The organism is Streptomyces sp. NPDC001544, from assembly GCF_042894285.1.
GTDB lineage: Bacteria > Actinomycetota > Actinomycetes > Streptomycetales > Streptomycetaceae > Streptomyces.
Map to the genome: position 1 here is coordinate 20,564 of NZ_JBIAVN010000013.1, position 20,423 is coordinate 40,986.

Sequence of the window (20,423 nt, forward strand, 5' to 3'; positions counted from 1 at the left end):
GCTTCCCTCTCTGGACGGGGCTCTCGCCGCTCACGCGGACCTGGACAGGCTCAGGGCCACGGCCTGTCCCTCGATGCCCCGGGCCAGCGCCATCGCGTGCGCCGGCCTGGACTCCCGGGCGCCGCCGCGGACATGGTCCAGATCGCACACCGGGTCGGGGTTGTCGAGGTTGAGCGTCGCCGGCACCGCCCCGTGGTGCAGGGCCAGCGCGCACACGACGGCGTTCAGCGCACCGCCGCCGCCGACCAGGTGACCCGTCTGCGGCTTGACGGTGCTGACCGGCACGGACCGGGCGGCCGGACCCAGCGCGGTGCGCAGGGCGACGCTCTCGGAGGCGTCCCCGAGCCGGGTGCCGGAGCCGTCGGAGGCTATGTAGCCGAGGTCGTCGGCGGTCAGCCGGGCGTCCCGCAGCGCGTGCCGCACCGCCCGGGACAGACCGCGGCCCTGGGCGTCCGGCGCCGGCGGCGTACCGCAGTCGTGGCCGGCGCCGTAGCCGGTCAGCTCGGCGTAGACGCGGGCGCCGCGACGCAGTGCCGCCTGCTTCTCCTCCAGCACCAGCAGCGCGGCGCCCTCACCGGGGACCGCTCCGCTGCGGTCCCGGTCGTAGGGCCGGTACGCCTGCTGTCCCAGGTCGTTGCGCGTGGTCAGCACACCGAGCCGGTCGAGCAGCGTCATCTGCCACCAGTCGGTGGCGTCGTCGTAGCCGCCCGCGATCACCACGTCCGCGTCCCCGCGGCGTACCGCGCGCATGGCCCGGCCGATCGCGGTGGCACCCGCGTCCGCGCCACCCGCGAAGAAGGTGCTGGAACCCCGGATGCCGTACGTCTGCGACACGTTGAACACCGCGCCGGGCTGCAGCCCCTCGACGAAGAAGAGCGGCGGCATGATGACGTCGGCGTGCCGGCCGAGGTGGGCCAGGTCGGCCTTGCCGTCCGGGCGGCGGATGACCTTGAACTCCTCGATCAGCTGATCCATGCGGCCGATCGTCTTGTTGCCCCCGAGGTACAGGCCGGCCCGGTGGCCGAGCTCGTCGCCGCCTGCCTGGTTGTGCGGCAGGCCCGCGTCGTCGAGGGCGAGCCGGGCGGCGGCCAGCGCAAGGCGGTCACCGCGGTTGATGGTGCGCAGCTGGCGCCTGGTGGCGAACCGGGTGGCGTCGAAGTCGGCGATCTCGCCGCCCAGCCGGGTCTGCAGCGGCGAGGGGTCGTAGGCCTTGATCGGGCCGATCCCGGACTCGCCGGCCACCAGCGCCTTCCAGTTCGCCTCGGGGCCTTCGCCCAGCGCGGTCAGCAGGCCGATGCCGGTGATGACGACCTGGCGTTCGGTGCCGCTCATCGGTGCTCCTCCGGATCGCTGTGGGGTCGTCATCGCTCCGCCCCCTCCTCGTAGCGCCCGACGACCAGCCCGACGTTGGTGCCGCCGAAGGCGAACGCGTTGATGAGGACGTGCCGCACGTCCCGCTCGCGCGCCGTGTTCGGGACGTAGTCGAGGCCGAGCCGGCGGTCGGGTGTCTCCTGGTTGATCGTCGGCGGCACCAGCGAGTGGCTGATCGCGCCGATCGCGGCGAGCATGCTCAACGAGGCCCCCGCCGAGGTGAGGTGACCGGCCATCGACTTCGGCGAGCTGATCAGCAGCCGCTGGGCGTCGTCGCCGAACACCTTCTTGATCGCCGTGGTCTCGGACAGGTCGTTTCCGTGGGTGCTGGTGCCGTGCGCCACCACGTACTCGATGTCGGACGGTTCCAGACCGGCGTCGGCGATCGCGCTCTGCATGGACTCGATGGCTCCGCTGCCGTCCGGCGGCGAGTCGGTGACCCGCCAGGCGTTCAGACTGGTGCCGTAGCCCAGGACCTCGGCGACGATGTGCGCCCCGCGGGCACGGGCCGCCTCCAGCTCCTCCAGGACGAAGACGACGCTGCCCTCCCCGAGGACGAACCCGGACCGGTTGGCGTCGAAGGGGCGGCTGGCCCGCTCCGGATCGTCGTTGTACTCCTTGGTCAGCGCCCCCAGCAGGCTGAAGCCCACCAGGTCGAGCCAGGACGTCAGCGAGTCGAAGCCGCCCGCGAGCATGAGCGTCGCGTCACCCTCCGCGATGGAGCGGAAGGCCTCTCCGACGGCGTGTGCGGAGCCCGAGCAGGCGGTGGACACACCCAGCATCGGGCCGGTCGCGCCCATCATCCGTGCGACCACCGACATGGGGATGTTCTGGCTGTAGGACAGGGCGGCCGAGGGCGAGTACGGGAAGAACGCGTCGTCCCGGCCGGTCTCCTCGCGCAGCGCCCCGACGTCCACCAGCCACTGCAGGTTCGGCCGGTCACAGCTCCCGCCCAGGGCCACGCCCATGTCGGCGCTGTCGTACGTCTCCTCGTCGATCCCCGCGTCGCGCAGCGCCTCCCAGGCCGCGCCCACGGCGAAGGTGCCCGACCGCAGCAGACGGCGCAGCCCGTCCGCAGCGGGTACGACATCGGTGAGCTCGAAGTCCTTGACCTCGCCGGCGATGGTCACGTCCATGCCGGTGGTGTCGATCGAGGTCAACTGGCCGACCCCGCTGCGCCCTTCGGCCATTGCCTGCCATGTGCTCGGCGCGTCGTTGCCCAGCGGCGTGACGGCGCCCATGCCGGTGACGACCACTCTGCGGTTCATCGCAGCGCCTCCGTCCCCGGGAACCGCCGTCCCGTCCGCGCGGTGTCGTCGTGCGCGGACGGCTGCCCGTACGTCTCGTCCGACGCGGTCGCCGCACGGCCGGCCGGCCGTGCGCCGGACCCCCGGCCGTCGACGCGGTCGTTCAGGTGGAACCGCATCATCGCCTCCCTCGGTCTTCGGGCCGCCCCAGGCCGAGTTGCGCGGTCCGGCCGCCGTCGGCCTGGAGCGGTGGTGTGTGTCGTGTCCGAACATCCCGGTCGGCGCCCGACCGGGTCGCGCCCGCCCGGTGCCGCCGCGGGCCTCGCGTGCCCGCAGCGGCCCGGCCGTCAAGCCTCATGCCGATCGCCTCCTTCTGCCGTGTGTGTGCTGGGGACTGGTGCCGTGTTCGGCGTCGTGCGGGTGGACGGCTCCGGTTCGAGGTCCGTGTCAGGAGGGCTGGGCAGGCACACCACGACCGCGTGTGCCACAGCGAGACCTCCGCTGTGGCTCAGGGAGATTTCCATGTGGTGCATACCGAGGGACCGGGCGACGGCCTCCACCTCGCCGTACAGCCGCACCCGGGGTTGTCCGGCGCGGTCGTTGACGACCTCGATGTCCGTCCACTCCATGTGCGGGCCCATACCGGTCCCCAGGCACTTGAGTACGGCCTCCTTGGCCGCCCAGCGGCCGGCGAGGTGCTCGCCGACCCTCTTGCGGCGATAGCAGTAGGCCAGCTCGCGAGGGGTGAACACCCTTTCCCGCAGGTCGGGTTGGGTGGTCATCAGCTCCTCGACCCTGGCCACCTCGGCCAGGTCCATGCCGGTCCGCACCCGCACTGGCGGCGGGGCGAGGCGGTCCGGTGACCGCCCCGCGCCCTGCTCACGCAGCGGCTGCGGCGAGTGCGGCACGCTCGGTCACCAGATCCGTCAGGTTCTGCACGGTGAACAGGGTCAGCACCTCATCCGCCGTGAGCTTGCCGGCGAGCTCCTCCACGTCGATCTGCGGCAGCGACTTCTTGAGCTGCGCCAGCCCGACCTCGTTGATGATGTCGTTCTCGTCGGCGAACTCCTCGTCGGGTATCCCGCCCTGGAGCAGTTCGGCGATGTCCGCGACCTTGATCTTCACGTCCGACGCCCGCTCGATGCGGAACAGGACGTCGAGCAGGTCGATGGACTCGGCGTCCAGGTCGCCCAGCAGGGTGGCCTCGGGCACGACCTCCTCGATGTCGATGCCCAGCGCGTCGGCCACGGCCTCCTGGACGATGGTGCCGAAGTCTTTACCCTCGTACGACATGTGTCCTTTACCCTTCGTGAACGGTTGCTGGTGATGGACGGACCGGGGTGGTGCGGCCGGCCGACGGGCCGGCGGTTCATGAGGTGTCAGGACGCGACCTGTTCCTGCCACGTGTCGGATGCCAGGGCGCCGTAGAGCGCCGTCAGGCGACGCGGGTCTCCGGTGGAGCGGGTGCGGGCCTCTTCGAGAGTCCGGCGGGCGAGTCCGCTGAGCACCCGGCCGGGGCCGATCTCGGTGTAGGCGCTCACCGGGTGCCGTGCGGCCGTGCGCAGCACCTCGACCCAGCGGACGGGTCCGGTGAGCTGGCGTCGCAGCAGCTCACGGGCCTCCTCGCCCGAGCTGACGTAGGTGCCGGTGACCGAGCTGATCATGGGCAGGACGGGATCGGCGAACGGATGGGCGGCGAGCGCCTCGGTGAACTCCTCCTCCACCGCACTCATCAGCGAGCAGTGGAAGGGGGCACTCACGTCCAGCGGCACGACCCGGTCGGCGCCGGCGTCCAGCGCGGCCCGGCCGGCCTCCTCGACGGCGCGGACGTGCCCCGAGATGACGGTCTGCAGCGGTTCGTTGTAGTTGGCGACCTGGACCAGGCCGACGCCCTCGGCGCTGCCGCAGGCGGCCAGCACCTGGTCCGAGGGCAGGCCCAGTACGGCCGCCATCGCGCCGGGCACCTCGCGGGCCACCTCGCCCATCAGCCGGCCGCGCAACCGCACCAGCTCCAGGGCCGACTCCAGGGACAGCACCCCGGCGGCCACCAGGGCCGGATACTCGCCGAGGCTGTGGCCGGCGGTCGCCGCGGGCCGGTAGCCGGCGGCCTGCAGCAGCTCCCACACGGCGAGGCTGGTCGTGGCGATCGCGGGCTGGGTGATCTCGGTGGCGCCGAGTTCCTCGGCGCTCCCGGTCACGCAGATCCGCGACAGCGGCAGGCCCAGGATCTCGTCGGCCCGGGCGAACAGCCGCCGGGCCGAGGGATAGGCGTCGAGCAGGTGCCGGGCCATGCCGGGCCGCTGCGAGCCCTGGCCGGGGAACATGGCCAGGCAGCCGGTCGACGTGCTGAGGCTGACGAGGCCGGTCCGACCGGTCATCAGCTACTCCTTCCATGAGTTGGTGCGGGGGTGCGTTGCCAGCCGGCCGCGTCCGGCGCGGTGGCGGGCTCGAGGCGGTGCCAGGCGGCCGGTCGGCCCCAGCCGCTCCGGGCGATCGGCGGCGGGTCCTGCCGCTCGGGGGCACGGCGCAGCGCGGAGAGCACGACCAGCAGTGCGGCCAGTTCCTCCGGTGTGGGGTTGCCCCGCAGCACCGACAGCTCAGTGCTCCGCGGCGTGCTCACAGCGGCTCGTTTCCGTGCTTGCGGATGGGCTGGCGGGCCCGCTTGGTGCGCAGCATGTCCAGGGACTTGATGAGCACCCGCCGGGTGTCCGCCGGATCGATGACGTCGTCGACATGACCGCGCCGGGCGGCGACGAAGGGGTTCATCAGCTGCTCGGTGTACTCGGCGACCAGCTCCCGGCGCAGCTTCTCCGGCTCCGCCGACGCGTTGATCTGCCGGCGGAAGATGATGTTGGCGGCGCCGTCGGCGCCCATCACGGCCGTCTGGTTGGACGGCCAGGCGAACGACAGGTCGGAGCCGATCGACTTGGAGTCCATGACGATGTACGCGCCGCCGAACGCCTTGCGCAGGATGACCTGCACGCGTGGCACCGTCGCCTCGCAGTACGCGTACAGGAGCTTCGCGCCGCGCCGGATGATCGCGTTGTGCTCCTGGTCGGTGCCGGGCATGAACCCCGGCACGTCGACCAGTGTCACGAGCGGGATGTTGAACGCGTCGCAGGTGCGCACGAACCGCGCGGCCTTCTCCGAGGAGTCGATGTCCAGGACCCCCGCCATGGCGGCGGGCTGGTTGCCCACGATGCCCACGGTGTGGCCGTCCAGACGGGCCAGGGCGCACACGATGTTCGGCGCCCAGTGCTCCTGGATCTCCAGGTAGTCACCGTTGTCGACGATGTGGCCTATGACCGTCCTGATGTCGTACGGCGTCCGGTCGTCGACCGGCACCAGACGCAGCAGTTCCTCGCAGCGCCGGTCCGGCTCGTCCAGGGGCGTCGCGTAGGGCGGCATCTCGGCGTTGTTCGACGGCAGGTAGGAGAGCAGCTCCCGTACGCCCTCGAAGCAGGACTCCTCGTCCGGTGCCACGAAGCTCGCCACGCCGGTGCGCGTGCCATGGGTGTAGGCGCCGCCGAGCTCCTCCTGGGTGATCTTCTCGCCGGTCACCGCCTGCACCACGTCGGGTCCGGTGATGAACATGTTGGCCATGCCCTCGACCATGAACGTGTAGTCGGTGAGTGCCGGTGAGTAGACCGCGCCGCCCGCGCAGGAACCGAGCACGACACTGATCTGCGGCACGACGCCCGAGGCGCGGACGTTGCGGGCGAAGAGCTTGCCGAAGCCCGCCAGTGCGTCGATGCCCTCCTGGATACGGGCGCCGCCGCCGTCGTTGAGGCCGATGACCGGGGCGCCGACGGAGTCGGCGAGGTCCAGCAGTTGGTGGATCTTCGCGGCGAACGTCGCGCCCAGCGCACCGCCGCGCACCCGGGCGTCATGGGCGAAGACGAAGACCGTACGGCCGTCGATCTCGCCCCAGCCCGTGATCACTCCGTCGCCCTCGGGGTGCGAGTCCTCCATCCCGAAGCCCGTCGCCCGGTGTTCGGCGAACAGACCGAGCTCGGTGAACGTGCCCGGGTCGAGCAGCGTGTCGATGCGCTGGCGCGCCAGCAGCTTGCCCTTGGCCAGGTGGCGGGCCTCGGCATCCGGGTCGTGGCCGAAGTGGGCCTCGGCCCGGCGGGTGGCGAGCTCGTCGGTCAGGTCCGCCATCGTGGGCGTGCGCACCGGTGCCGGCTGCCGGGTTTCCGAGTCGGTCTCGCCGAGATCCGGCAGCACGGCCTGGGGAGCGTGCGGAACAGCCATTGCGATCCCTCTCTGTCCTGCCCTCTCGCGTCGGGGCCTTGGGATCAACTGTCGAACCCCGGGGTGGGCGGAAGACTGGAGCGGCTCTTGACCGGAGGTGTACTCCCAGGTCAACGCCCTATACGGAGGTCGGGTGCACCGTCTTCGCCGCCTCGTCCGCACGGCCCGCCCGCAGCCCGTGCGCGAAGCTGCGCTGCAGACCGTCGAGCCGGTAGCGGGTGGGACGGTCGGCCACGGCGGACTCGGCCACGGTCAGGAAGTGGGCCTCCACCAACTGCTCGCAGGCGTCCTCGACCGTGGCGAAGTCCTTGCCGAGCACCGGGCACGCCAGATGGGCGTCGAACTCGGACACCGGCAGGTCGGCCAGGGAGCGCAGCACCTCGCGGGCGTCGTCGGGCAGCGCGTCGTACGACGCCGTGAAGCTGGCGCGCACGCTCAGCGAGCTGTGTGCCAGCTCGTCCAGACGCCGCCCCTCGTCGCTCAGTCGTTCCGCGTAGCGGCGCAGCGACCAGTGGGGCCGGGCGTTGAGCCGTACGGCCGCGGCGCGCAGGGCGAGCGGCAGCCCGCCGCAGTACCGGGCGATCGCGGCGGCCGCGGCGGGCTCCCGGGTGACACGCTCCGTGCCCACCATCCGGGCCAGGAGCCGCACACTGTGCCCGTGCGGCAGGACCGCCAGCTGCAGGACGCGGGCCCCGAGCGGGGTGCTGAGCCGGCCTCTGCTGGTGAGCAGCACCGCGGCCTCCCCGCTGCCCGGCAGCAGCGGCTGCACCTGCTCGTCGTCGACCGCGTCGTCGAGCGTGATCAGCAGCTGTCTGCCGGCGAGAGCCAGCCGGTAGACCTCGGCGCGCTCGTCGGGGTCGGCCGGGATCCGGTCGGGGTCCGTCCCCAGCGCGCGCAGCAGCCGTCCCAGCACCGCGTGCGGATCTGCCGGACGTGCCCCGCTGCCGCGCAGCGCCGCGTACAACTGCCCGTCCGGGAAAGCGGACTGCAGCCGATGTCCCAGGTGCACGGCCAGCGCGGTCTTGCCGACACCGCCCCCGCCGAAGAGCAGGACCGCGGGCGGCTGCGACGCGGAGGGCCGGGTCAGGGTCCGCTGCACCACGTCGAGTTCGCGTTCGCGCCCCGTGAAGTCGGGGAGGTCCACCGGCAGCATGTGCGGGACGACGGGTGCGGGCCGGGAGGGGACGAGGAGCTGGTGCGCTCCCGCGCCGTGCGGGTCGGGGGTCCGCTCGGGCGGCGGTGCCGGAGTGGCCGCCTCGCCGCGCAGGATCGTTTCGTAGAGCTGCTGCACCCGCGGCGAGGGATCCGTGCCGAGCTCCTTGGCGATCAGCCGGCGCATCGACTGGTAGTACTCGAGCGCGTCGACGCTGCGCCCCTCCAGATAGAGCGCGAGCATCAGGCGTTCGCCGAGCTGCTCGGAGAGCGGGTCGGTCAGCAGAGCGGCGCGGAGTTCCGCGAGGACGGCGCCGGGCCGCTCGAGGCGGATCTCGGTGTCCGCCCACTGGGTCAGCGCCTCGTGGTGCAGTTGCCGCAGCGTCTCACGGACCCGGGCCGCCCAGTCGCTGTGCATCCCGGCCAGCGCCTCGCCCCGCCACATGTTCAACGCCTGCTGGAGCAGCGCGCTGCGCTCCTGGTCCCGGGCCTCCTGCTGGGCCTTCTTGAGCAGCCGGCGGAACCGCACCAGGTCCACCGCGCCGAGATCCGTCGAGACCAGGTAGCCGGCCGACGATCTGACCAGGCCGATCGGCTCGGGCAGGTCCGCCGAGGCCCGGGCGAGGGCACGGCGCAGCCGGGTGACGTAGGTGTGGACGACGTTGCGGACTCCCGCGGGCGGCCGGTCCCCCCAGACGCGGTCGACGAGGGACTCCAGCGGCACCGGCCGTTCGGGATCGACCAGCAGGGCGCCGAGGATGCTGCGTTGGCGTGCGGGTCCGATATCGGCCAGGGCGCTGCCCGTCCAGAGTTCTATCGATCCCAGTATCCGGAGCTCCATCGAAGATCACCCGTATCCCTTCCAGTGACCGGAAAGCTAGCTCCGGCCAGTGCAGCCCTCCTCGATTTCTGCTCTGGCCCCTGAACTGCTCTCGCGCTCCAGCAGAGCGCGAGGGACAGGCGAGGGGAGCGGCCTAGCGTCACTGCCGAACCGAACCGGCCAAAGTCTGAAGGAGCCCCCATGGCCACCGAGGAGCACGAGTTCACTCTGCCTGGCGCCGATCTTCCGCAGCCCGACGCCGAGCTGCGCAAGAAGCGCGAGGCGGTCGTCATGGAACACACCATCGCCGAGTCCGCCTGGGACATCGACGGCGTGATCGCCACCTTCCCGCGCGGCGGCGTCTACCGGGTCATGCCGTTCGAGGAGGGACCGCTGGTCGGTGAACAGGCCATCAAGCAGGGCTACTTCGCCGAGCTGCAGAAGGCCTTCCCGGTCGCCGACCACGCCGTGTTCCACCTCCACCACACGCCGACCGCGGTGATCCTGGAGGCCCAGTTCCGCGCCAAGCAGGAGGCGGACTGGCGCGGCATACCCAACCGCGGCAAGACCGTCGACGCCCCCGTGGCCGTCTTCTTCCACTTCGACGGCGACGTGCTGCTCGACGAGACCCTCTACTTCGACATGGCCACCTTCGCCCGTCAGCTCGCCTGAGCCTTACGTGCCGGGGCGCCCGCGTCCGGGCGCCCCGGCGGCCCGGGCTCGAGTCCACCGCCGACACCGACAAGGACCACCCATGAGCGTGTCCAGGACGGACCGGAAGAAGCCGTCGCAGACCCACTCGGCCGGAGTGCGCCCGCTCCTCCTCGAGGCAGCGGGCCTCACCCTGTCCGGCCTGCTGGCCGAGCCGGCCGACGGGCCGCCGCGGGCGACCGTCGTCGCCGTGCACGGCGGCGGCATGACCGCGGGCTACTTCGACGGGCAGGTCCACCCCGACCTGTCCCTGCTCACGCTGGGCGCCCGGCTCGGCTTCACGGTGCTGGCACTCGACCGGCCCGGCTACGGCCGGTCCGCGGCCCAGATACCCGACGGCATGCTCCTCGACGAGCAGGCCGACGTCCTGCCCGCGGCGCTCGACGCCTTCGCCGAACGGCACGCCGTCGGGCGGGGGTTCCTGCTGCTCGCCCACTCCTACGGCGGCAAGCTCGCCCTCATGACCGCGGCGCGCACCCCCGGCCTGCTCGCCCTGGACGCCTCCGGCGTCGGTCACCGTTTCGGCGTGGAGCCGACCGACCGGATGCGCCGCCGCATGGACTGGGAGCGTAACTGGGGACCGCTCGGCCTGTACCCGCCGGGCACCTTCCGCGCGGCCGAGGCCCTGCTCGCCCCCATGCCCGTCCGCGAGGCCTCCGAAGTGGACCTGTGGCCGGAGATGTTCGAGGAGCTGGCGCCTCGGGTCGACATCCCGCTGCGGCTGACCTTCGCCGAGCACGAGGGCTGGTGGCTGCACGAGGAGCCGGACCTCGCCGATCTGACCTCCCGGCTGACCAAGGCACCCCTCGTCCGGGTCGAGCATCTGCCGGGCGCCGGCCACAACATCAGCCTCGGCCGCGCCGCCCGCTGCTACCACCTGCGCGCACTCGCGTTCTTCGAGGAGTGCCTGCAGACCGCCGCGGAGGCCCCGGCCCGTCCGACACGCACCCCCGGCAAGGCGGCATGACGTCGCCCAGGTGTGCTGCCCCGGCACGGCGCTGATCCGCGTGCCGGGTGCTCGCACAGGTGAGGGCCGCGGCCGCGGTCTGCGCCGTGACATCGCGGGTGCGATCCGCGAGTACCGCCCGGACGTGCTGGGCGCCGTGTGGCGGCCGGCGGTTGCCGCCCCGGCAGCCGGCGTACCTTCTCGCCGGCGGGCACGTCGACGATCGCGGTGGTCTCCCACGCGTACTGGACGAAGCCGGTCACGGGCCCGGACACGGTCCGTGCCCGTCGCCGGCCGACGCGCCGCCTTCGTCGCGCCCCGCACCAGGTCGATCCGGTCGCCGTGCCGGTCTGCGCGACCGGGATCCCTGCTGCCCGTACCGGGATGAGGCCGAACCGGCCGACGGGGCCGGTCCGGCGGGGTTTCGAGCCGATGTCACCCGAGTGCCAGTGCGGTACCCACACGTGTGGGTTCGGTGCTCACCGCCGAGACCAGGGCGTCCCGGCGCGCATCCGACAGGTCCGTGACGTAGAAGTCCTCGAAGCGCAGTGGTGTCCCCTCTCCCGGCCCGCCCAGCGGAAGCGCCGAGAGGTCGAGGGCGCCGAGCGAGTCCAGGTCCGTTCGGCCGACCTTGATCAGCGCCTCCTTGCGGACCCACTGACGCAGGAAGGCGTGATCGGGATCCGCATGCGCGGTCACCAGGGCGAGCTCGGTGGCGGTGAGCACCCGCCGCATGACCTCGGTGCCGCGGCCGCGCACGAACCGCTCCACGTCGATGCCCACCGGGACGTGACCGGCGGCGGCGGCCACCACGCCGCCCGCATGGGAGAGACTCAGGTACACGTCCGGCCGGTCGGCGAGCAGCGGCCGGCCGTGGTCGCTCTCGCGGCAGGTCGGGCAGTGCTGGGTGAAGGCCACCTCGCTCGGGTCGACGCCCAGCAGCCACCCCGCGCAGAGCCGGACCAGAGTGTGCGCGGCGACGAAGTCCCGCCGGGTCGTCTCCCGGTGGAACCTCGCCAGCCGCCCCCGCTCTGTCTCGTTCAGCAGATGCGTCCCCACCTGGGGATGCCGCAGCACCTCGTCGGTGTCCGCCAACACGGCCACCGGGCCGCTCGCGTCCGTCATCGCAGGCCGCGCATCAGCTGCTGGTGGCGCCGGCCAGGACGCGGTCCACCAGTCCGCCGATGGTGACTCCGGCCAGTTCGGCGCGCCGGATGTCCACCCCGTACTGCCGCTTGACCGTGACCATCAGGTCGGCGATGTCGAGCGAGTCGATCTCCAGTGCGTCGATCGTGGTCTCCGCGGAGATGATCTCCTCCGGTACGCCGAGGTCGACGAGCTCGGACCGCAGCAGCTCGTGCACGGCCTCCGGGGTCACCTCAGTGGGGTTGGACATGGGGTTTCTCCTTGTCGTTGTACGGAAAGCGAGCCGCGGGTGAAGTCGGGTGCGGCCCGAAGCCGCGCCCTGCGGTCCGGGCGTGTGGGACGGTGCGTGCGGCGGCGGTATCAGCCGCCGGGGGAGAAGAGAGCGGGCGCGGCGAGCGGCGCCGCCTCGGGGGCCGGCCCGGCGCTGTCGCGCAGCGTGTACCGGAAGGCGTCCAGCAGCGCGTGCCACGAGGCGGTGACCAGGTTGTCGTCGACGCCGACGGTGCTCCAGCGCCGCCGGCCGTCGACGAACGTGGCCAGCACCCGGGCCGGGGCCGCGCTGCCCCGTCCACCGGTGGGCATCCGCACCTGGTAGTCCGCCAGCTCCAGCCCGGCCAGCGCGGGAAAGAACGTGTCGAGGCCCTGGTGCAGCGCGCGATCCAGCGCGTTGACCGGTCCGCTGCCCTCGCCCACGGCGACGACCGGCTCGCCGCCCGGAACCCGCAGCCTTACGTGGGCCTCGGTGACGGTGTCGCCGGAGCGCTGCTCGACGGTGACCCGCCAGGAGTCGACCGTGAACGGCTGTCCCTCGGCCGTCTGGCCGAAGAGCACCTCGCGCAGCAGCAGTTCGAAGGAGGCGTCGGCGGACTCGAAGCTGTAGCCCCGGTTCTCCAGTTCCTTGATGCGTGCCGAGGCCCGGGCCACCGGTTCGGAACCGGCCGCCACCGTGTAGCCGAGCTCGCGGGCCTTGAGCTCGATGGACGACCGGCCGCCCAGGTCGGAGACGAGGGTGCGCATCCGGTTGCCCACCGCCGCCGGGTCGATGTGCTGGTACAGATCGGGATCCACCCGCAGCGCGGAGGCGTGCAGGCCCCCCTTGTGGGTGAAGGCGGAGGAACCGACATAGGGGTCGGCCGGCCGCGCCGGCTGCCCGGTCAGCTCGCTGATCGCCCGGGCCGTGACGGCCAGGTCGGCCAGCCGCACGGCCGGCAGGACCTCGACGCCCCGCTTGAGGACGAGGTCGGCGGCGACGGTGAACAGATTGGCGTTGCCGCACCGTTCACCGTACCCGTGGGCGGTGCCCTGCACCTGCACGGCGCCCGCGTCGACGGCGGCGAGGGTGTTGGCGACGGCGCAGCCGGTGTCGTCGTGGCAGTGGATGCCGAGCCGGGCACCGGTCTGCGCGAGCGTGTCGGCCACGGCCTCGCGGACCTGGTCCGGCAGCGAGCCGCCGTTGGTGTCGCACAGGACGACGGCGTCGGCACCGGCCTCCACCGCCGCCCGCACGCATTCGAGGGCGTACGCGCGGTTCACCCGGTGGCCGTCGAAGTAGTGCTCGGCGTCGACGAACACCCGCCGGCCCGCGTGGACGAGATGCCGCACGGTGGTGGAGATCATGGCCAGGTTCTCGGCGAGAGAGGTCCGCAGCGCCCGTTCCACGTGCCGGACGTCCGACTTGGCGACCAGGGTGATCGCCGGCGCACCCGAGTCCAGCAGGGCCCGGACCTGGGGGTCCGTGGCGGCCAGCGCGCCCGGGCGGCGTGTCGCCCCGAACGCGACCAACTCCGCCTTTTCCAAAGTGAGTTCGGTGCGGGCGCGGTGGAAGAACTCGGTGTCCCTGGGCACCGCGCCCGGCCACCCGCCCTCGATGAACCCGACGCCGAAGGCGTCCAGGTGGCGCGCGACGGCGAGCTTGTCCTGCACCGTCAGCGTCATGCCCTCCTGCTGGGTGCCGTCCCGCAACGTGGTGTCGTAGAGCTGCACGCCTTGCACTGCCATCACCGTGACCCTCTCGTGGGTAGCTCACTGCGTGCCACGGTCCGGCAGAGCCCTCAAGAATCGCTTGACCGGCACCTGGCGGACGACATCCACATGATTATCCGGTGCCGCCCTCCATGGGGTCCTCGCTGGAAAACAACTTGAAATGCACTGGAGTGGCGTGTGAAAACAACTTGAGGAATTCCCGAAGAATGCTTGAGCGGCAGTGCTTTCCGGGGCCGGCGACCCGATATGCCTTCCCACCTGCTGCAAAGCGTGCACGATTCCTCGCTTTGACACCGGCTCAACCCGGCGTCCAGTTCTGGTCGTGCGCGGGCGGGGCACCTGTTGGATGATATTGTCCGGGTCCATTCGGTCGCGTATCGTCGGTGCAATGCATGATGACGTCGTAATCACAGGCATAGGGGCTCTGACTCCGGTCGGAAATGATCGGGAGAGCAGCTGGGAAGCAATGGTGGAGGGGCGATCGGGAGTCGGGCCCATCACCGCTTTCGATCCCGCCGGAATGAGCACCCGAATCGCCGCCGAGGTGAAATCCTTCCGGCCTTCCGACCATTTTGACGCCAAGCGCGCGAAGCGTATCTCCCGGTTCACCGCGTTCGCTGTCGTGGCGGCGCGCGAAGCGGTGGCCGACGCGAAGCTGAACATCGACGACGACAACCGGGACCGGGTGGCGGTCGTGGTGAACGCCGCCGTCGCGGGCTTCGACACCATCGAGGCGGCCACGCGGCAGCTGGTCGCCGGCGAGGAACCGAGCGCCTACTTCGTGCCGTACTCGCTGACGAACATGCCGAGCTGCGAGGTGGCGATCGACCTCGGCGTGCACGGCCCCGTCAACGCCAATGCGCTGGCCTGCACGAGCGGCCTGTACGCCCTGATGGACGCGCGGCGTCTGATTCTGTCCGGCGAGGCGGACGTGGTCATCTGCGGCGGCACCGACGCGGGGGTCACGCCGTCGTTCATGAACGGCCTGTCCACCATGGGCGCGCTGTCCCGGCGCAACGACGACCCCGGCGCGGCGAGCCGCCCGTTCGACGTGGACAGGGAAGGGTTCGTGCTCGGCGAGGGCGCGGTGATCATGGTCCTGGAGTCCGCCGAACACGCCCGCCGGCGGGGCGCCACCGCGTACGCCGCCGTCAGCGGCGCCGCGTTGACCTGTGACGCCTTCCACGTCAGCCACCCGCTCCCGACGGGTGAGTACGCGACGGCAGCGATCAGGAGCGCCCTCCAGAGGGCCGCAGTCGCACCGGACGACATCGACTACGTCTGCGCCCATGGCACCTCCACCAAGGCCAACGACGCCACCGAGACCAAGGCGCTCCGTGCGGCGCTCGGCGCGGCACTGGACCGGATCCCGGTGAGCAGCCCGAAGTCGACCGTCGGCCATCTCCTCGGCGGCGCCGGCGCGCTGAACGCCATGGTGTGCGCGCTCGCCATCCGCGACGGGGTCGTGCCGCCCACGATCAATCTGAACTCCCCGGACCCCGAGTGCGACCTGGACCACGTGCCCAACGTCGCGCGGCGGGTGCCCGTGCGCACCGCGATGGCGAACGCGTTCGGCTTCGGCGGCCAGAACTGCGTCGCGGTGTTCACCGCCCCCGACCCGCTCTGAGGATCCGGCGTCCGCGGGGAGCGTTCCGAGTGAGGCCGCCGTCGATGACGTGGCCGGTGCCGGTGGGGCAGCCGGCCACGTCGCACAGGGCGCTTGCGCTTTCTTGGGCGAAACCGCAGGACTGCGAGGCCGACGCAGGGCAATGAGCGAGGGGTGACACGCATCGCTATCGTCGTCCTGACTCTGGCCGCCGGCTTGGTGGCGGCCGTTGCCGCGGTCGGGCTCTCACCCTGGTGGTGGCCGGCCGCCGTACCGCTCGTCCTGCTGGGTCTGCTGGGCGCGGCGGATCTGCTGCAGCGTCGGCATTCGGTCCTGCGCAACTATCCTGTTCTGGGGCATGCCCGCTTCCTCCTGGAGCGGATCCGCCCGGAGCTGCAGCAGTACTTCATCGAGCGGAACTTCGACGGCCGTCCCTTCGACCGGGATGTCCGCACCATCGTCTACGAGCGGGCGAAGGGCACGGACGCCGAGCAGCCGTACGGCACCGAACGGGACGTCTACCTGCCCGGCTATGAGTTCCTGGTGCCGTCGATGGCTCCGTGTCCGGTGCCGAAGACACCCCCGCGGGTGCGGATCGGCGGCCCCGACTGCAGTCGCCCCTACGACATGGCGCTGCTGAACGTGTCGGCGATGAGCTTCGGCTCGCTGTCGGCCAACGCGGTCCTCGCCCTCAACGGCGGCGCGAAGGCCGGGGGATTCGCCCACGACACCGGCGAGGGCGGCCTCTCGGAGTACCACCTCAGGCCCGGCGGGGACCTGGTCTGGGAGATAGGCACCGGGTACTTCGGCTGCCGTACCCGGGACGGCGACTTCGACCCCGCCGAGTTCGCCGACAAGGCCGCGCACGATCACGTCAAGTGCGTGTCCCTGAAGCTGTCGCAGGGCGCCAAACCGGGCATCGGCGGGGTGCTGCCGGGCGCGAAGGTCAATGCCGAGATAGCGAAGGTGCGCGACGTGCCCGAGGGGCGGACCGTGATCTCGCCGCCGTACCACAAGGTGTTCTCCACCCCGCGGGAGCTCGTCCGCTTCATCGCCCGGATGCGAGAGCTGTCCGGTGGCAAGCCGACCGGGTTCAAACTGTGCGTGGGCTCGCGCCGGCAGTTCCTCGCCGTGTGCAAGGCCATGCTGGCCGAAGGCACGGCCCCCGACTTCGTCATCGTGGACGGAGGCGAAGGCGGCACCGGGGCCGCGCCCCTGGAGTTCGCCGACCACGTGGGCACCCCGCTCACCGAGGGGCTGCTCACCGTGCACAACGCCCTCGTCGGCGCGGGCCTGCGCGACCGGATCAAGGTGGGTGCGAGCGGCAAGATCGCCACCGGGACCGACCTGGTCAAACGCATGGTGCAGGGCGCCGACTACGGCAACGCCGCACGGGCGATGATGTTCGCCGTCGGCTGCATCCAGGCCCAGCGGTGCCACACCAACACCTGCCCCACCGGTGTGACGACACAGGACCCCCGCCGCGCCCGTGCCCTCGACGTCCGCGACAAGACGCCGCGCGTCCAGCGCTTCCAGGAGGCGACCGTGGCCAGCGCCCTGCAGATCATGGCGTCCATGGGCGTCACCGATCCCGCCGATCTCCGCCCGCACATGCTCCGCCGGCGCATCGACCCCTACACCGAGCGTTCCTACGAGGAACTGTACGAGTGGCTCGAGCCAGGGCAGTTGCTCGCCGGGGCTCCCCAGTCCTGGGCGGCCGACTGGAAGGCCGCCGACCCCGACCGGTTCACCGTCTGACCGCGCGCACCGACACGGTCGTCGCAGGTGCGGGAACATTCGTGCATACGCGTGTCGAGCCGGGGTAGGCGGCTGATCGTCGGTGAGCGGACCGGCGGGGAGAGACCGATCGACTGGGAGGGGCGCATCATGGCGACGACGACCGTGCAGACTACCGAGCGGACGGTGGAGGTACCGGAGATCGCCGACCCGTCCCAGGTCAGCCCCAAGGACGCGCGGGAGCTGTCGAAGCTGTTCTTCGACCAGCTCGCGGTGCTGGAGGAAGGCACCCCTGAGTACAGCTACGCGCGCAACACGCTGATCGAGATGAACATGTCCCTCGTCCGCTACGCGGCGGGCCGGTTCCGCAGCCGCGGCCCGGAGGAGATGGAGGACATCGTCCAGGTCGGCATGATCGGACTGATCAAGGCGATCGACCGGTTCGAGCTGTCCCGCGAGGTGGAGTTCACCTCCTTCGCCGTGCCCTACATCGTCGGCGAGATCAAGCGGTTCTTCCGCGACACCTCCTGGGCCGTGCACGTGCCCCGGCGGCTGCAGGAGGCCCGCGTCCAGCTGGCGCGCGCCAAGGAGGAGCTGAGCAGCCGGCTGGGCCGGACGCCGACCATCAAGGAACTCTCCGAGCTGATGAGCCTGCCGGAGGACGAGGTGGTGGAGGCGCAGCTGGCCTCCAACGGCTACCGGTCGGCCTCCCTGGACGCCGCGATCAACGGCAGCGAGGACGGCGAAGCCGCGCTCGCCGACTTCATCGGCGACCAGGACCCGGCGCTCGGCCTGGTCGAGGACTTCCACGCCCTCGCACCGATGATCGCCGAACTCGACGAACGCGACCGCAAGATCATCCACTGGCGCTTCGTCGAGGAGCTCACCCAGGCCCAGATCGGCGAACGCCTCGGCGTCTCCCAGATGCACGTCTCCCGCCTGATCAACCGCCTCCTGGCCCGCCTGCGCGAGGGCATGCTCAGCACCCGCTGAGCCGTTCTTCCCGGATCACCGTCAGGGCGCTCGGCCCCCTCATGGAGGGGGCCGAGCGCCCTGACGGTGATCCTCATTTCACCTGCTTCACCTGCTCGGCCGCCCAAGCCGCCCACTCCCGCCGCATCTCGTAGAACCGCAGTCCGTACTCCAGGGCGATACGCCCGTAGACCGAGAGGTTGTCGTCGTCCCAGTCGACGGCGTCGACGAGGCGGCGGAGCTCCTCGTGCAGCTCGGCGGACTGGTCGGTCAGGTCGGTCAGATAGGCGTGGGCCTGGTCGGGCTCGAGGACGCCGAGGAAGAAGACGCGCAGAAGGACGTCGCTGCGGGTGGTCCGCTGGGGTTTCGTCTCCGTGAGCCAGTGCCGCAGCTCGGCCAGACCCTCGTCGGTGAGGGCGTATTCCTTGCGGCCGCGCGGGCCCTCCGCGGCCACCGTGATCAGGCCGGTGTCCGCGAGCTTCGTCAGCTCCGTGTAGATCTGGCTCTGCGTCGCCGGCCAGACGTTGGCCAAGGACGTCTCGAAGCGCTTCAGCAGGTCGTAGCCACTCGCGGTGCGCTCCGTGAGCAGGCCGAGGAGTGCGTGTCTGAGGCTCATGCCCCCACTCTACCTTCCACTGTTGACATGTCGCCAGTGGACCTTCTACTTTTGACATGTCGAAAGAGGAACCCGGCAGCGGCCGGGACACTCATGGGGAGAGAGCAATGTCCTATCTGCGCACGTTCCTGCCGTGGATCGTCTTCGCCGTACTGCCCTCCGGCAGCTGGCAGTGGGGCGCCCTGGCCGCGCTCGTCGTCGCCGTGGTGGTCATCGCCCAGCAGCGGCGGGCCGGAACCGGATGGGACGCGCTGATCATCGAGCTGGGCTCGGCCGTCTTCTTCGCGGTGTTGACGGTCATCGCCTTCGCCGACCCGCACTCCGGCGTCCACGACTACTCCGCGGCCCTCTCCTCCGGCACCCTCGCCGTCATCGCGGGTGTCTCGCTGGCCGTCGGCAGGCCCTTCACCCTCGGCATCGCCAAGCGGACCACCCCCCGCGAAGTGTGGGGACTCAAGCCGTTCATCCGGACCAACGTCGTCATCACCGCGGTGTGGACCGCCGCCTTCGCCGTGACCGCCGTCGTCCTCGCGCTCGTCGCGCACTCCGGACACGCCCACTCGGCCACCGCGACCATCGTCCAGATCGCCGGCTTCGTCGTCCCGATGGTCTTCACCGTCCGCTACGTCGCCCACGTCCAGGCCAAGGCCGGGCAGGTGGCCCGGTGAGCAGCCCCACCCCCCCGCCACCTCGCCGGCAACTACGCCCCGGTCCCCGAGGAACTCACCGCCCACGACCTGCCGGTCACCGGCACGCTCCCGCCCGCCCTGGACGGCTGGTACGTACGCAACGGCCCCAACCCGGCCGACGCGGCCTTGGGACACTGGTTCTTCGGGGACGGCATGGTCCACGGCCTGCGCATCGAGGACGGGCGCGCGGTCTCGTACCGCAACCGGTGGGTCCGCACCAGCAGCTTCACCGACGGGGCGCGGATGTGCGACGGCCAGGGGCGCCGCGACCTCACCGCCGGACCCGCCCACACGCACGTCGTCCGGCACGCCGGACGCACCCTCGCCCTCGTCGAGACCGCCCTGCCCTACGAGCTGACCCGCGACCTGGACACCAAGGGCCCCTACGACTTCGGCGGCCGGCTGCACACCGCCATGACCGCCATGGCGATCGCGGCGGTCGTCAGCAGCCCCTTGCAGCGCGCTGAAGCGGTGGGCGTCGACCGCGGTGATCAGCCGGCCGGGCGCACCGCCGCGTCGAGGAGCGGGCCGAGCTCCCGGGCCACCGTCGTCAGGGCGCGGACGTCCCGCTCGGCCCGGGCCAGGAGGATCGCCCCCTCCAGGGAGCTGATCATGAGCGTGGCGAGCGCTCCGGACCGGTCCTCGGGCACGCCCATGTCCGTCAGTGCCAGGGCCACCGGGCGGGTCCAGGCGGCGAACGCGGCGGCCGCGGCCTGACGGGTGGACCCGGTGGACTCCGCGCAGTCCACCGTCGCGGCGGCGACGGGGCAGCCGCCCGCGAAGCCCTCGGTCCGGTACTCGTCGGTCCACTGCCGCACCATCTCGGTGAACAGGCCGCTGGGCGTCGGCTCGGGCAGCGCGGCGAGGAAACGGGCGACACGGTTGCCCGCGTACCGGCCCGCCCAGCCCACCGCCTCGTTGACCAGTTGCTCCTTGCCCCCGGGGAAGTAGTGCTGCAGTGAACCGCGCGGCGCCTCCGCGTGGGCGGCGACCTCGCGCATCCCCGTGGCGGCGACCCCCTCGCGCCGGATGAGCTGGGCCGCGCTGAAGACCATCCGCTCCCGCGGTCCCCGTTCGGACACCGTCATCCCCGATCCGTCCCGTTCTCCCGAGCCATGTGCCGGGTGTTCCCGCGCCACCCTATGACCGACGTCATAGGTGCCGCTACTATGA

At 71.6% G+C, this 20,423-nt stretch carries 20 protein-coding genes and 1 pseudogene; 7 read left to right on the top strand and 14 right to left on the bottom strand.

Annotation, left to right across the window (positions count from 1 at the left end):
- Nucleotides 1-30 precede the first annotated feature (30 nt).
- The 9 genes from ACFY0F_RS27930 to ACFY0F_RS27970 form a co-directional block, all read right to left on the bottom strand.
- Nucleotides 31-1,332 (bottom strand): beta-ketoacyl-[acyl-carrier-protein] synthase family protein, encoded by a 1,302-nt coding sequence (locus ACFY0F_RS27930; protein ID WP_388799882.1) that lies wholly within the window; start codon nt 1,330-1,332, stop codon nt 31-33.
- 29 nt (nt 1,333-1,361) lie between these two features.
- Nucleotides 1,362-2,639 (bottom strand): beta-ketoacyl-[acyl-carrier-protein] synthase family protein, encoded by a 1,278-nt coding sequence (locus tag ACFY0F_RS27935; protein ID WP_388799885.1) that lies wholly within the window; start codon nt 2,637-2,639, stop codon nt 1,362-1,364.
- Nucleotides 2,636-2,797 carry a hypothetical protein gene (locus ACFY0F_RS27940; RefSeq protein WP_388799888.1) on the bottom strand — a complete coding sequence of 54 codons (162 nt, stop codon included), beginning with the start codon at nt 2,795-2,797 and terminating at the stop codon, nt 2,636-2,638. Before ACFY0F_RS27940 ends, ACFY0F_RS27935 begins: the two co-directional genes overlap by 4 nt.
- Before the next feature lie 168 nt (nt 2,798-2,965).
- Nucleotides 2,966-3,526, bottom strand: a complete 561-nt coding sequence (acpS, locus tag ACFY0F_RS27945) for a holo-ACP synthase (protein ID WP_388799891.1) — start codon at nt 3,524-3,526, stop codon at nt 2,966-2,968.
- A complete protein-coding gene (locus tag ACFY0F_RS27950; RefSeq protein WP_388799894.1) occupies nt 3,498-3,911 on the bottom strand; it encodes an acyl carrier protein in 414 nt (137 codons plus the stop codon). The genes acpS and ACFY0F_RS27950 overlap by 29 nt, the downstream gene beginning before the upstream one ends.
- Before the next feature lie 86 nt (nt 3,912-3,997).
- A complete protein-coding gene (gene fabD / locus ACFY0F_RS27955) occupies nt 3,998-4,996 on the bottom strand; it encodes an ACP S-malonyltransferase (RefSeq protein WP_388799897.1) in 999 nt (332 codons plus the stop codon).
- Nucleotides 4,996-5,238, bottom strand: a complete 243-nt coding sequence (locus ACFY0F_RS27960; RefSeq protein WP_388799900.1) for an acyl-CoA carboxylase subunit epsilon — start codon at nt 5,236-5,238, stop codon at nt 4,996-4,998. The genes fabD and ACFY0F_RS27960 overlap by 1 nt, the downstream gene beginning before the upstream one ends.
- Nucleotides 5,235-6,779 (bottom strand): acyl-CoA carboxylase subunit beta, encoded by a 1,545-nt coding sequence (locus ACFY0F_RS27965; protein ID WP_388800378.1) that lies wholly within the window; start codon nt 6,777-6,779, stop codon nt 5,235-5,237. Before ACFY0F_RS27965 ends, ACFY0F_RS27960 begins: the two co-directional genes overlap by 4 nt.
- 211 nt (nt 6,780-6,990) lie before the next feature.
- Nucleotides 6,991-8,865 carry a BTAD domain-containing putative transcriptional regulator gene (locus ACFY0F_RS27970; protein WP_388799903.1) on the bottom strand — a complete coding sequence of 625 codons (1,875 nt, stop codon included), beginning with the start codon at nt 8,863-8,865 and terminating at the stop codon, nt 6,991-6,993.
- Between the two features lie 180 nt (nt 8,866-9,045).
- Here ACFY0F_RS27970 and ACFY0F_RS27975 point away from each other — a divergent pair, with 180 nt between their 5' ends.
- Both ACFY0F_RS27975 and ACFY0F_RS27980 read left to right on the top strand, forming a co-directional pair.
- Nucleotides 9,046-9,516: an ester cyclase gene (locus tag ACFY0F_RS27975; protein ID WP_388799906.1), complete on the top strand. Its 471-nt coding sequence runs from the start codon at nt 9,046-9,048 to the stop codon at nt 9,514-9,516.
- Nucleotides 9,517-9,598: 82 nt separating this feature from the next.
- Nucleotides 9,599-10,522: an alpha/beta hydrolase family protein gene (locus ACFY0F_RS27980; RefSeq protein WP_388799909.1), complete on the top strand. Its 924-nt coding sequence runs from the start codon at nt 9,599-9,601 to the stop codon at nt 10,520-10,522.
- 414 nt (nt 10,523-10,936) lie between these two features.
- On the opposite strand, the gene ACFY0F_RS27985 is transcribed toward ACFY0F_RS27980, so the two are convergent.
- The 3 genes from ACFY0F_RS27985 to cimA form a co-directional block, all read right to left on the bottom strand.
- A complete protein-coding gene (locus ACFY0F_RS27985) occupies nt 10,937-11,626 on the bottom strand; it encodes a 4'-phosphopantetheinyl transferase family protein (RefSeq protein WP_388799912.1) in 690 nt (229 codons plus the stop codon).
- A 13-nt stretch (nt 11,627-11,639) separates the two neighbouring features.
- Nucleotides 11,640-11,897, bottom strand: coding sequence for an acyl carrier protein (locus ACFY0F_RS27990; protein WP_388799915.1), 258 nt, complete (start codon nt 11,895-11,897; stop codon nt 11,640-11,642).
- 110 nt (nt 11,898-12,007) lie between these two features.
- On the bottom strand, nt 12,008-13,645 hold the full coding sequence (gene cimA / locus ACFY0F_RS27995; protein WP_388799919.1) for a citramalate synthase: 1,638 nt from the start codon (nt 13,643-13,645) through the stop codon (nt 12,008-12,010).
- 373 nt (nt 13,646-14,018) lie between these two features.
- Between cimA and ACFY0F_RS28000 the strand changes: the two genes are divergently transcribed.
- From ACFY0F_RS28000 to ACFY0F_RS28010, 3 genes are all read left to right on the top strand, one after another.
- A complete protein-coding gene (locus tag ACFY0F_RS28000; RefSeq protein ID WP_388799922.1) occupies nt 14,019-15,257 on the top strand; it encodes a beta-ketoacyl-[acyl-carrier-protein] synthase family protein in 1,239 nt (412 codons plus the stop codon).
- 153 nt (nt 15,258-15,410) lie between these two features.
- A complete protein-coding gene (locus tag ACFY0F_RS28005) occupies nt 15,411-16,994 on the top strand; it encodes an FMN-binding glutamate synthase family protein (protein WP_388799926.1) in 1,584 nt (527 codons plus the stop codon).
- Between the two features lie 129 nt (nt 16,995-17,123).
- Nucleotides 17,124-17,966 (top strand): RNA polymerase sigma factor SigF, encoded by an 843-nt coding sequence (locus tag ACFY0F_RS28010; RefSeq protein WP_388799929.1) that lies wholly within the window; start codon nt 17,124-17,126, stop codon nt 17,964-17,966.
- Between the two features lie 73 nt (nt 17,967-18,039).
- Here ACFY0F_RS28010 and ACFY0F_RS28015 read toward each other — a convergent pair whose 3' ends face one another.
- Entirely contained in the window at nt 18,040-18,561 is a 522-nt protein-coding gene (locus ACFY0F_RS28015) for a PadR family transcriptional regulator (protein WP_388799932.1), read from the bottom strand.
- 107 nt (nt 18,562-18,668) lie between these two features.
- Here ACFY0F_RS28015 and ACFY0F_RS28020 point away from each other — a divergent pair, with 107 nt between their 5' ends.
- Together ACFY0F_RS28020 and ACFY0F_RS28025 are read left to right on the top strand one after the other, a co-directional pair.
- Nucleotides 18,669-19,229, top strand: a complete 561-nt coding sequence (locus ACFY0F_RS28020) for a hypothetical protein (protein ID WP_388799935.1) — start codon at nt 18,669-18,671, stop codon at nt 19,227-19,229.
- A gap of 3 nt (nt 19,230-19,232) precedes the next feature.
- A pseudogene (locus ACFY0F_RS28025) lies at nt 19,233-19,673 on the top strand (carotenoid oxygenase family protein); the annotation flags it as partial.
- Nucleotides 19,674-19,741: 68 nt separating this feature from the next.
- On the opposite strand, the gene ACFY0F_RS28030 reads toward ACFY0F_RS28025, so the two are convergent.
- Nucleotides 19,742-20,338 (bottom strand): TetR/AcrR family transcriptional regulator, encoded by a 597-nt coding sequence (locus ACFY0F_RS28030; protein ID WP_388799939.1) that lies wholly within the window; start codon nt 20,336-20,338, stop codon nt 19,742-19,744.
- Nucleotides 20,339-20,423 lie beyond the last annotated feature (85 nt).

What these genes read in the sequence shown, in the direction of transcription:
- ACFY0F_RS27970 (WP_388799903.1), bottom strand. Translation starts at nt 8,865, where the DNA reads ATGGAGCTCCGGATACTGGGATCGATAGAACTCTGGACGGGCAGCGCC.
- ACFY0F_RS28000 (WP_388799922.1), top strand. Translation starts at nt 14,019, where the DNA reads ATGCATGATGACGTCGTAATCACAGGCATAGGGGCTCTGACTCCGGTC.
- ACFY0F_RS27940 (WP_388799888.1), bottom strand. Translation starts at nt 2,797, where the DNA reads ATGCGGTTCCACCTGAACGACCGCGTCGACGGCCGGGGGTCCGGCGCA.
- ACFY0F_RS27965 (WP_388800378.1), bottom strand. Translation starts at nt 6,779, where the DNA reads ATGGCGGACCTGACCGACGAGCTCGCCACCCGCCGGGCCGAGGCCCAC.
- ACFY0F_RS27990 (WP_388799915.1), bottom strand. Translation starts at nt 11,897, where the DNA reads ATGTCCAACCCCACTGAGGTGACCCCGGAGGCCGTGCACGAGCTGCTG.
- cimA (WP_388799919.1), bottom strand. Translation starts at nt 13,645, where the DNA reads ATGGCAGTGCAAGGCGTGCAGCTCTACGACACCACGTTGCGGGACGGC.
- ACFY0F_RS28015 (WP_388799932.1), bottom strand. Translation starts at nt 18,561, where the DNA reads ATGAGCCTCAGACACGCACTCCTCGGCCTGCTCACGGAGCGCACCGCG.
- ACFY0F_RS27935 (WP_388799885.1), bottom strand. Translation starts at nt 2,639, where the DNA reads ATGAACCGCAGAGTGGTCGTCACCGGCATGGGCGCCGTCACGCCGCTG.
- ACFY0F_RS28030 (WP_388799939.1), bottom strand. Translation starts at nt 20,338, where the DNA reads ATGACGGTGTCCGAACGGGGACCGCGGGAGCGGATGGTCTTCAGCGCG.
- ACFY0F_RS27980 (WP_388799909.1), top strand. Translation starts at nt 9,599, where the DNA reads ATGAGCGTGTCCAGGACGGACCGGAAGAAGCCGTCGCAGACCCACTCG.
- ACFY0F_RS28010 (WP_388799929.1), top strand. Translation starts at nt 17,124, where the DNA reads ATGGCGACGACGACCGTGCAGACTACCGAGCGGACGGTGGAGGTACCG.
- ACFY0F_RS27975 (WP_388799906.1), top strand. Translation starts at nt 9,046, where the DNA reads ATGGCCACCGAGGAGCACGAGTTCACTCTGCCTGGCGCCGATCTTCCG.
- ACFY0F_RS27930 (WP_388799882.1), bottom strand. Translation starts at nt 1,332, where the DNA reads ATGAGCGGCACCGAACGCCAGGTCGTCATCACCGGCATCGGCCTGCTG.
- ACFY0F_RS27985 (WP_388799912.1), bottom strand. Translation starts at nt 11,626, where the DNA reads ATGACGGACGCGAGCGGCCCGGTGGCCGTGTTGGCGGACACCGACGAG.
- ACFY0F_RS27950 (WP_388799894.1), bottom strand. Translation starts at nt 3,911, where the DNA reads ATGTCGTACGAGGGTAAAGACTTCGGCACCATCGTCCAGGAGGCCGTG.
- ACFY0F_RS28020 (WP_388799935.1), top strand. Translation starts at nt 18,669, where the DNA reads ATGTCCTATCTGCGCACGTTCCTGCCGTGGATCGTCTTCGCCGTACTG.
- fabD (WP_388799897.1), bottom strand. Translation starts at nt 4,996, where the DNA reads ATGACCGGTCGGACCGGCCTCGTCAGCCTCAGCACGTCGACCGGCTGC.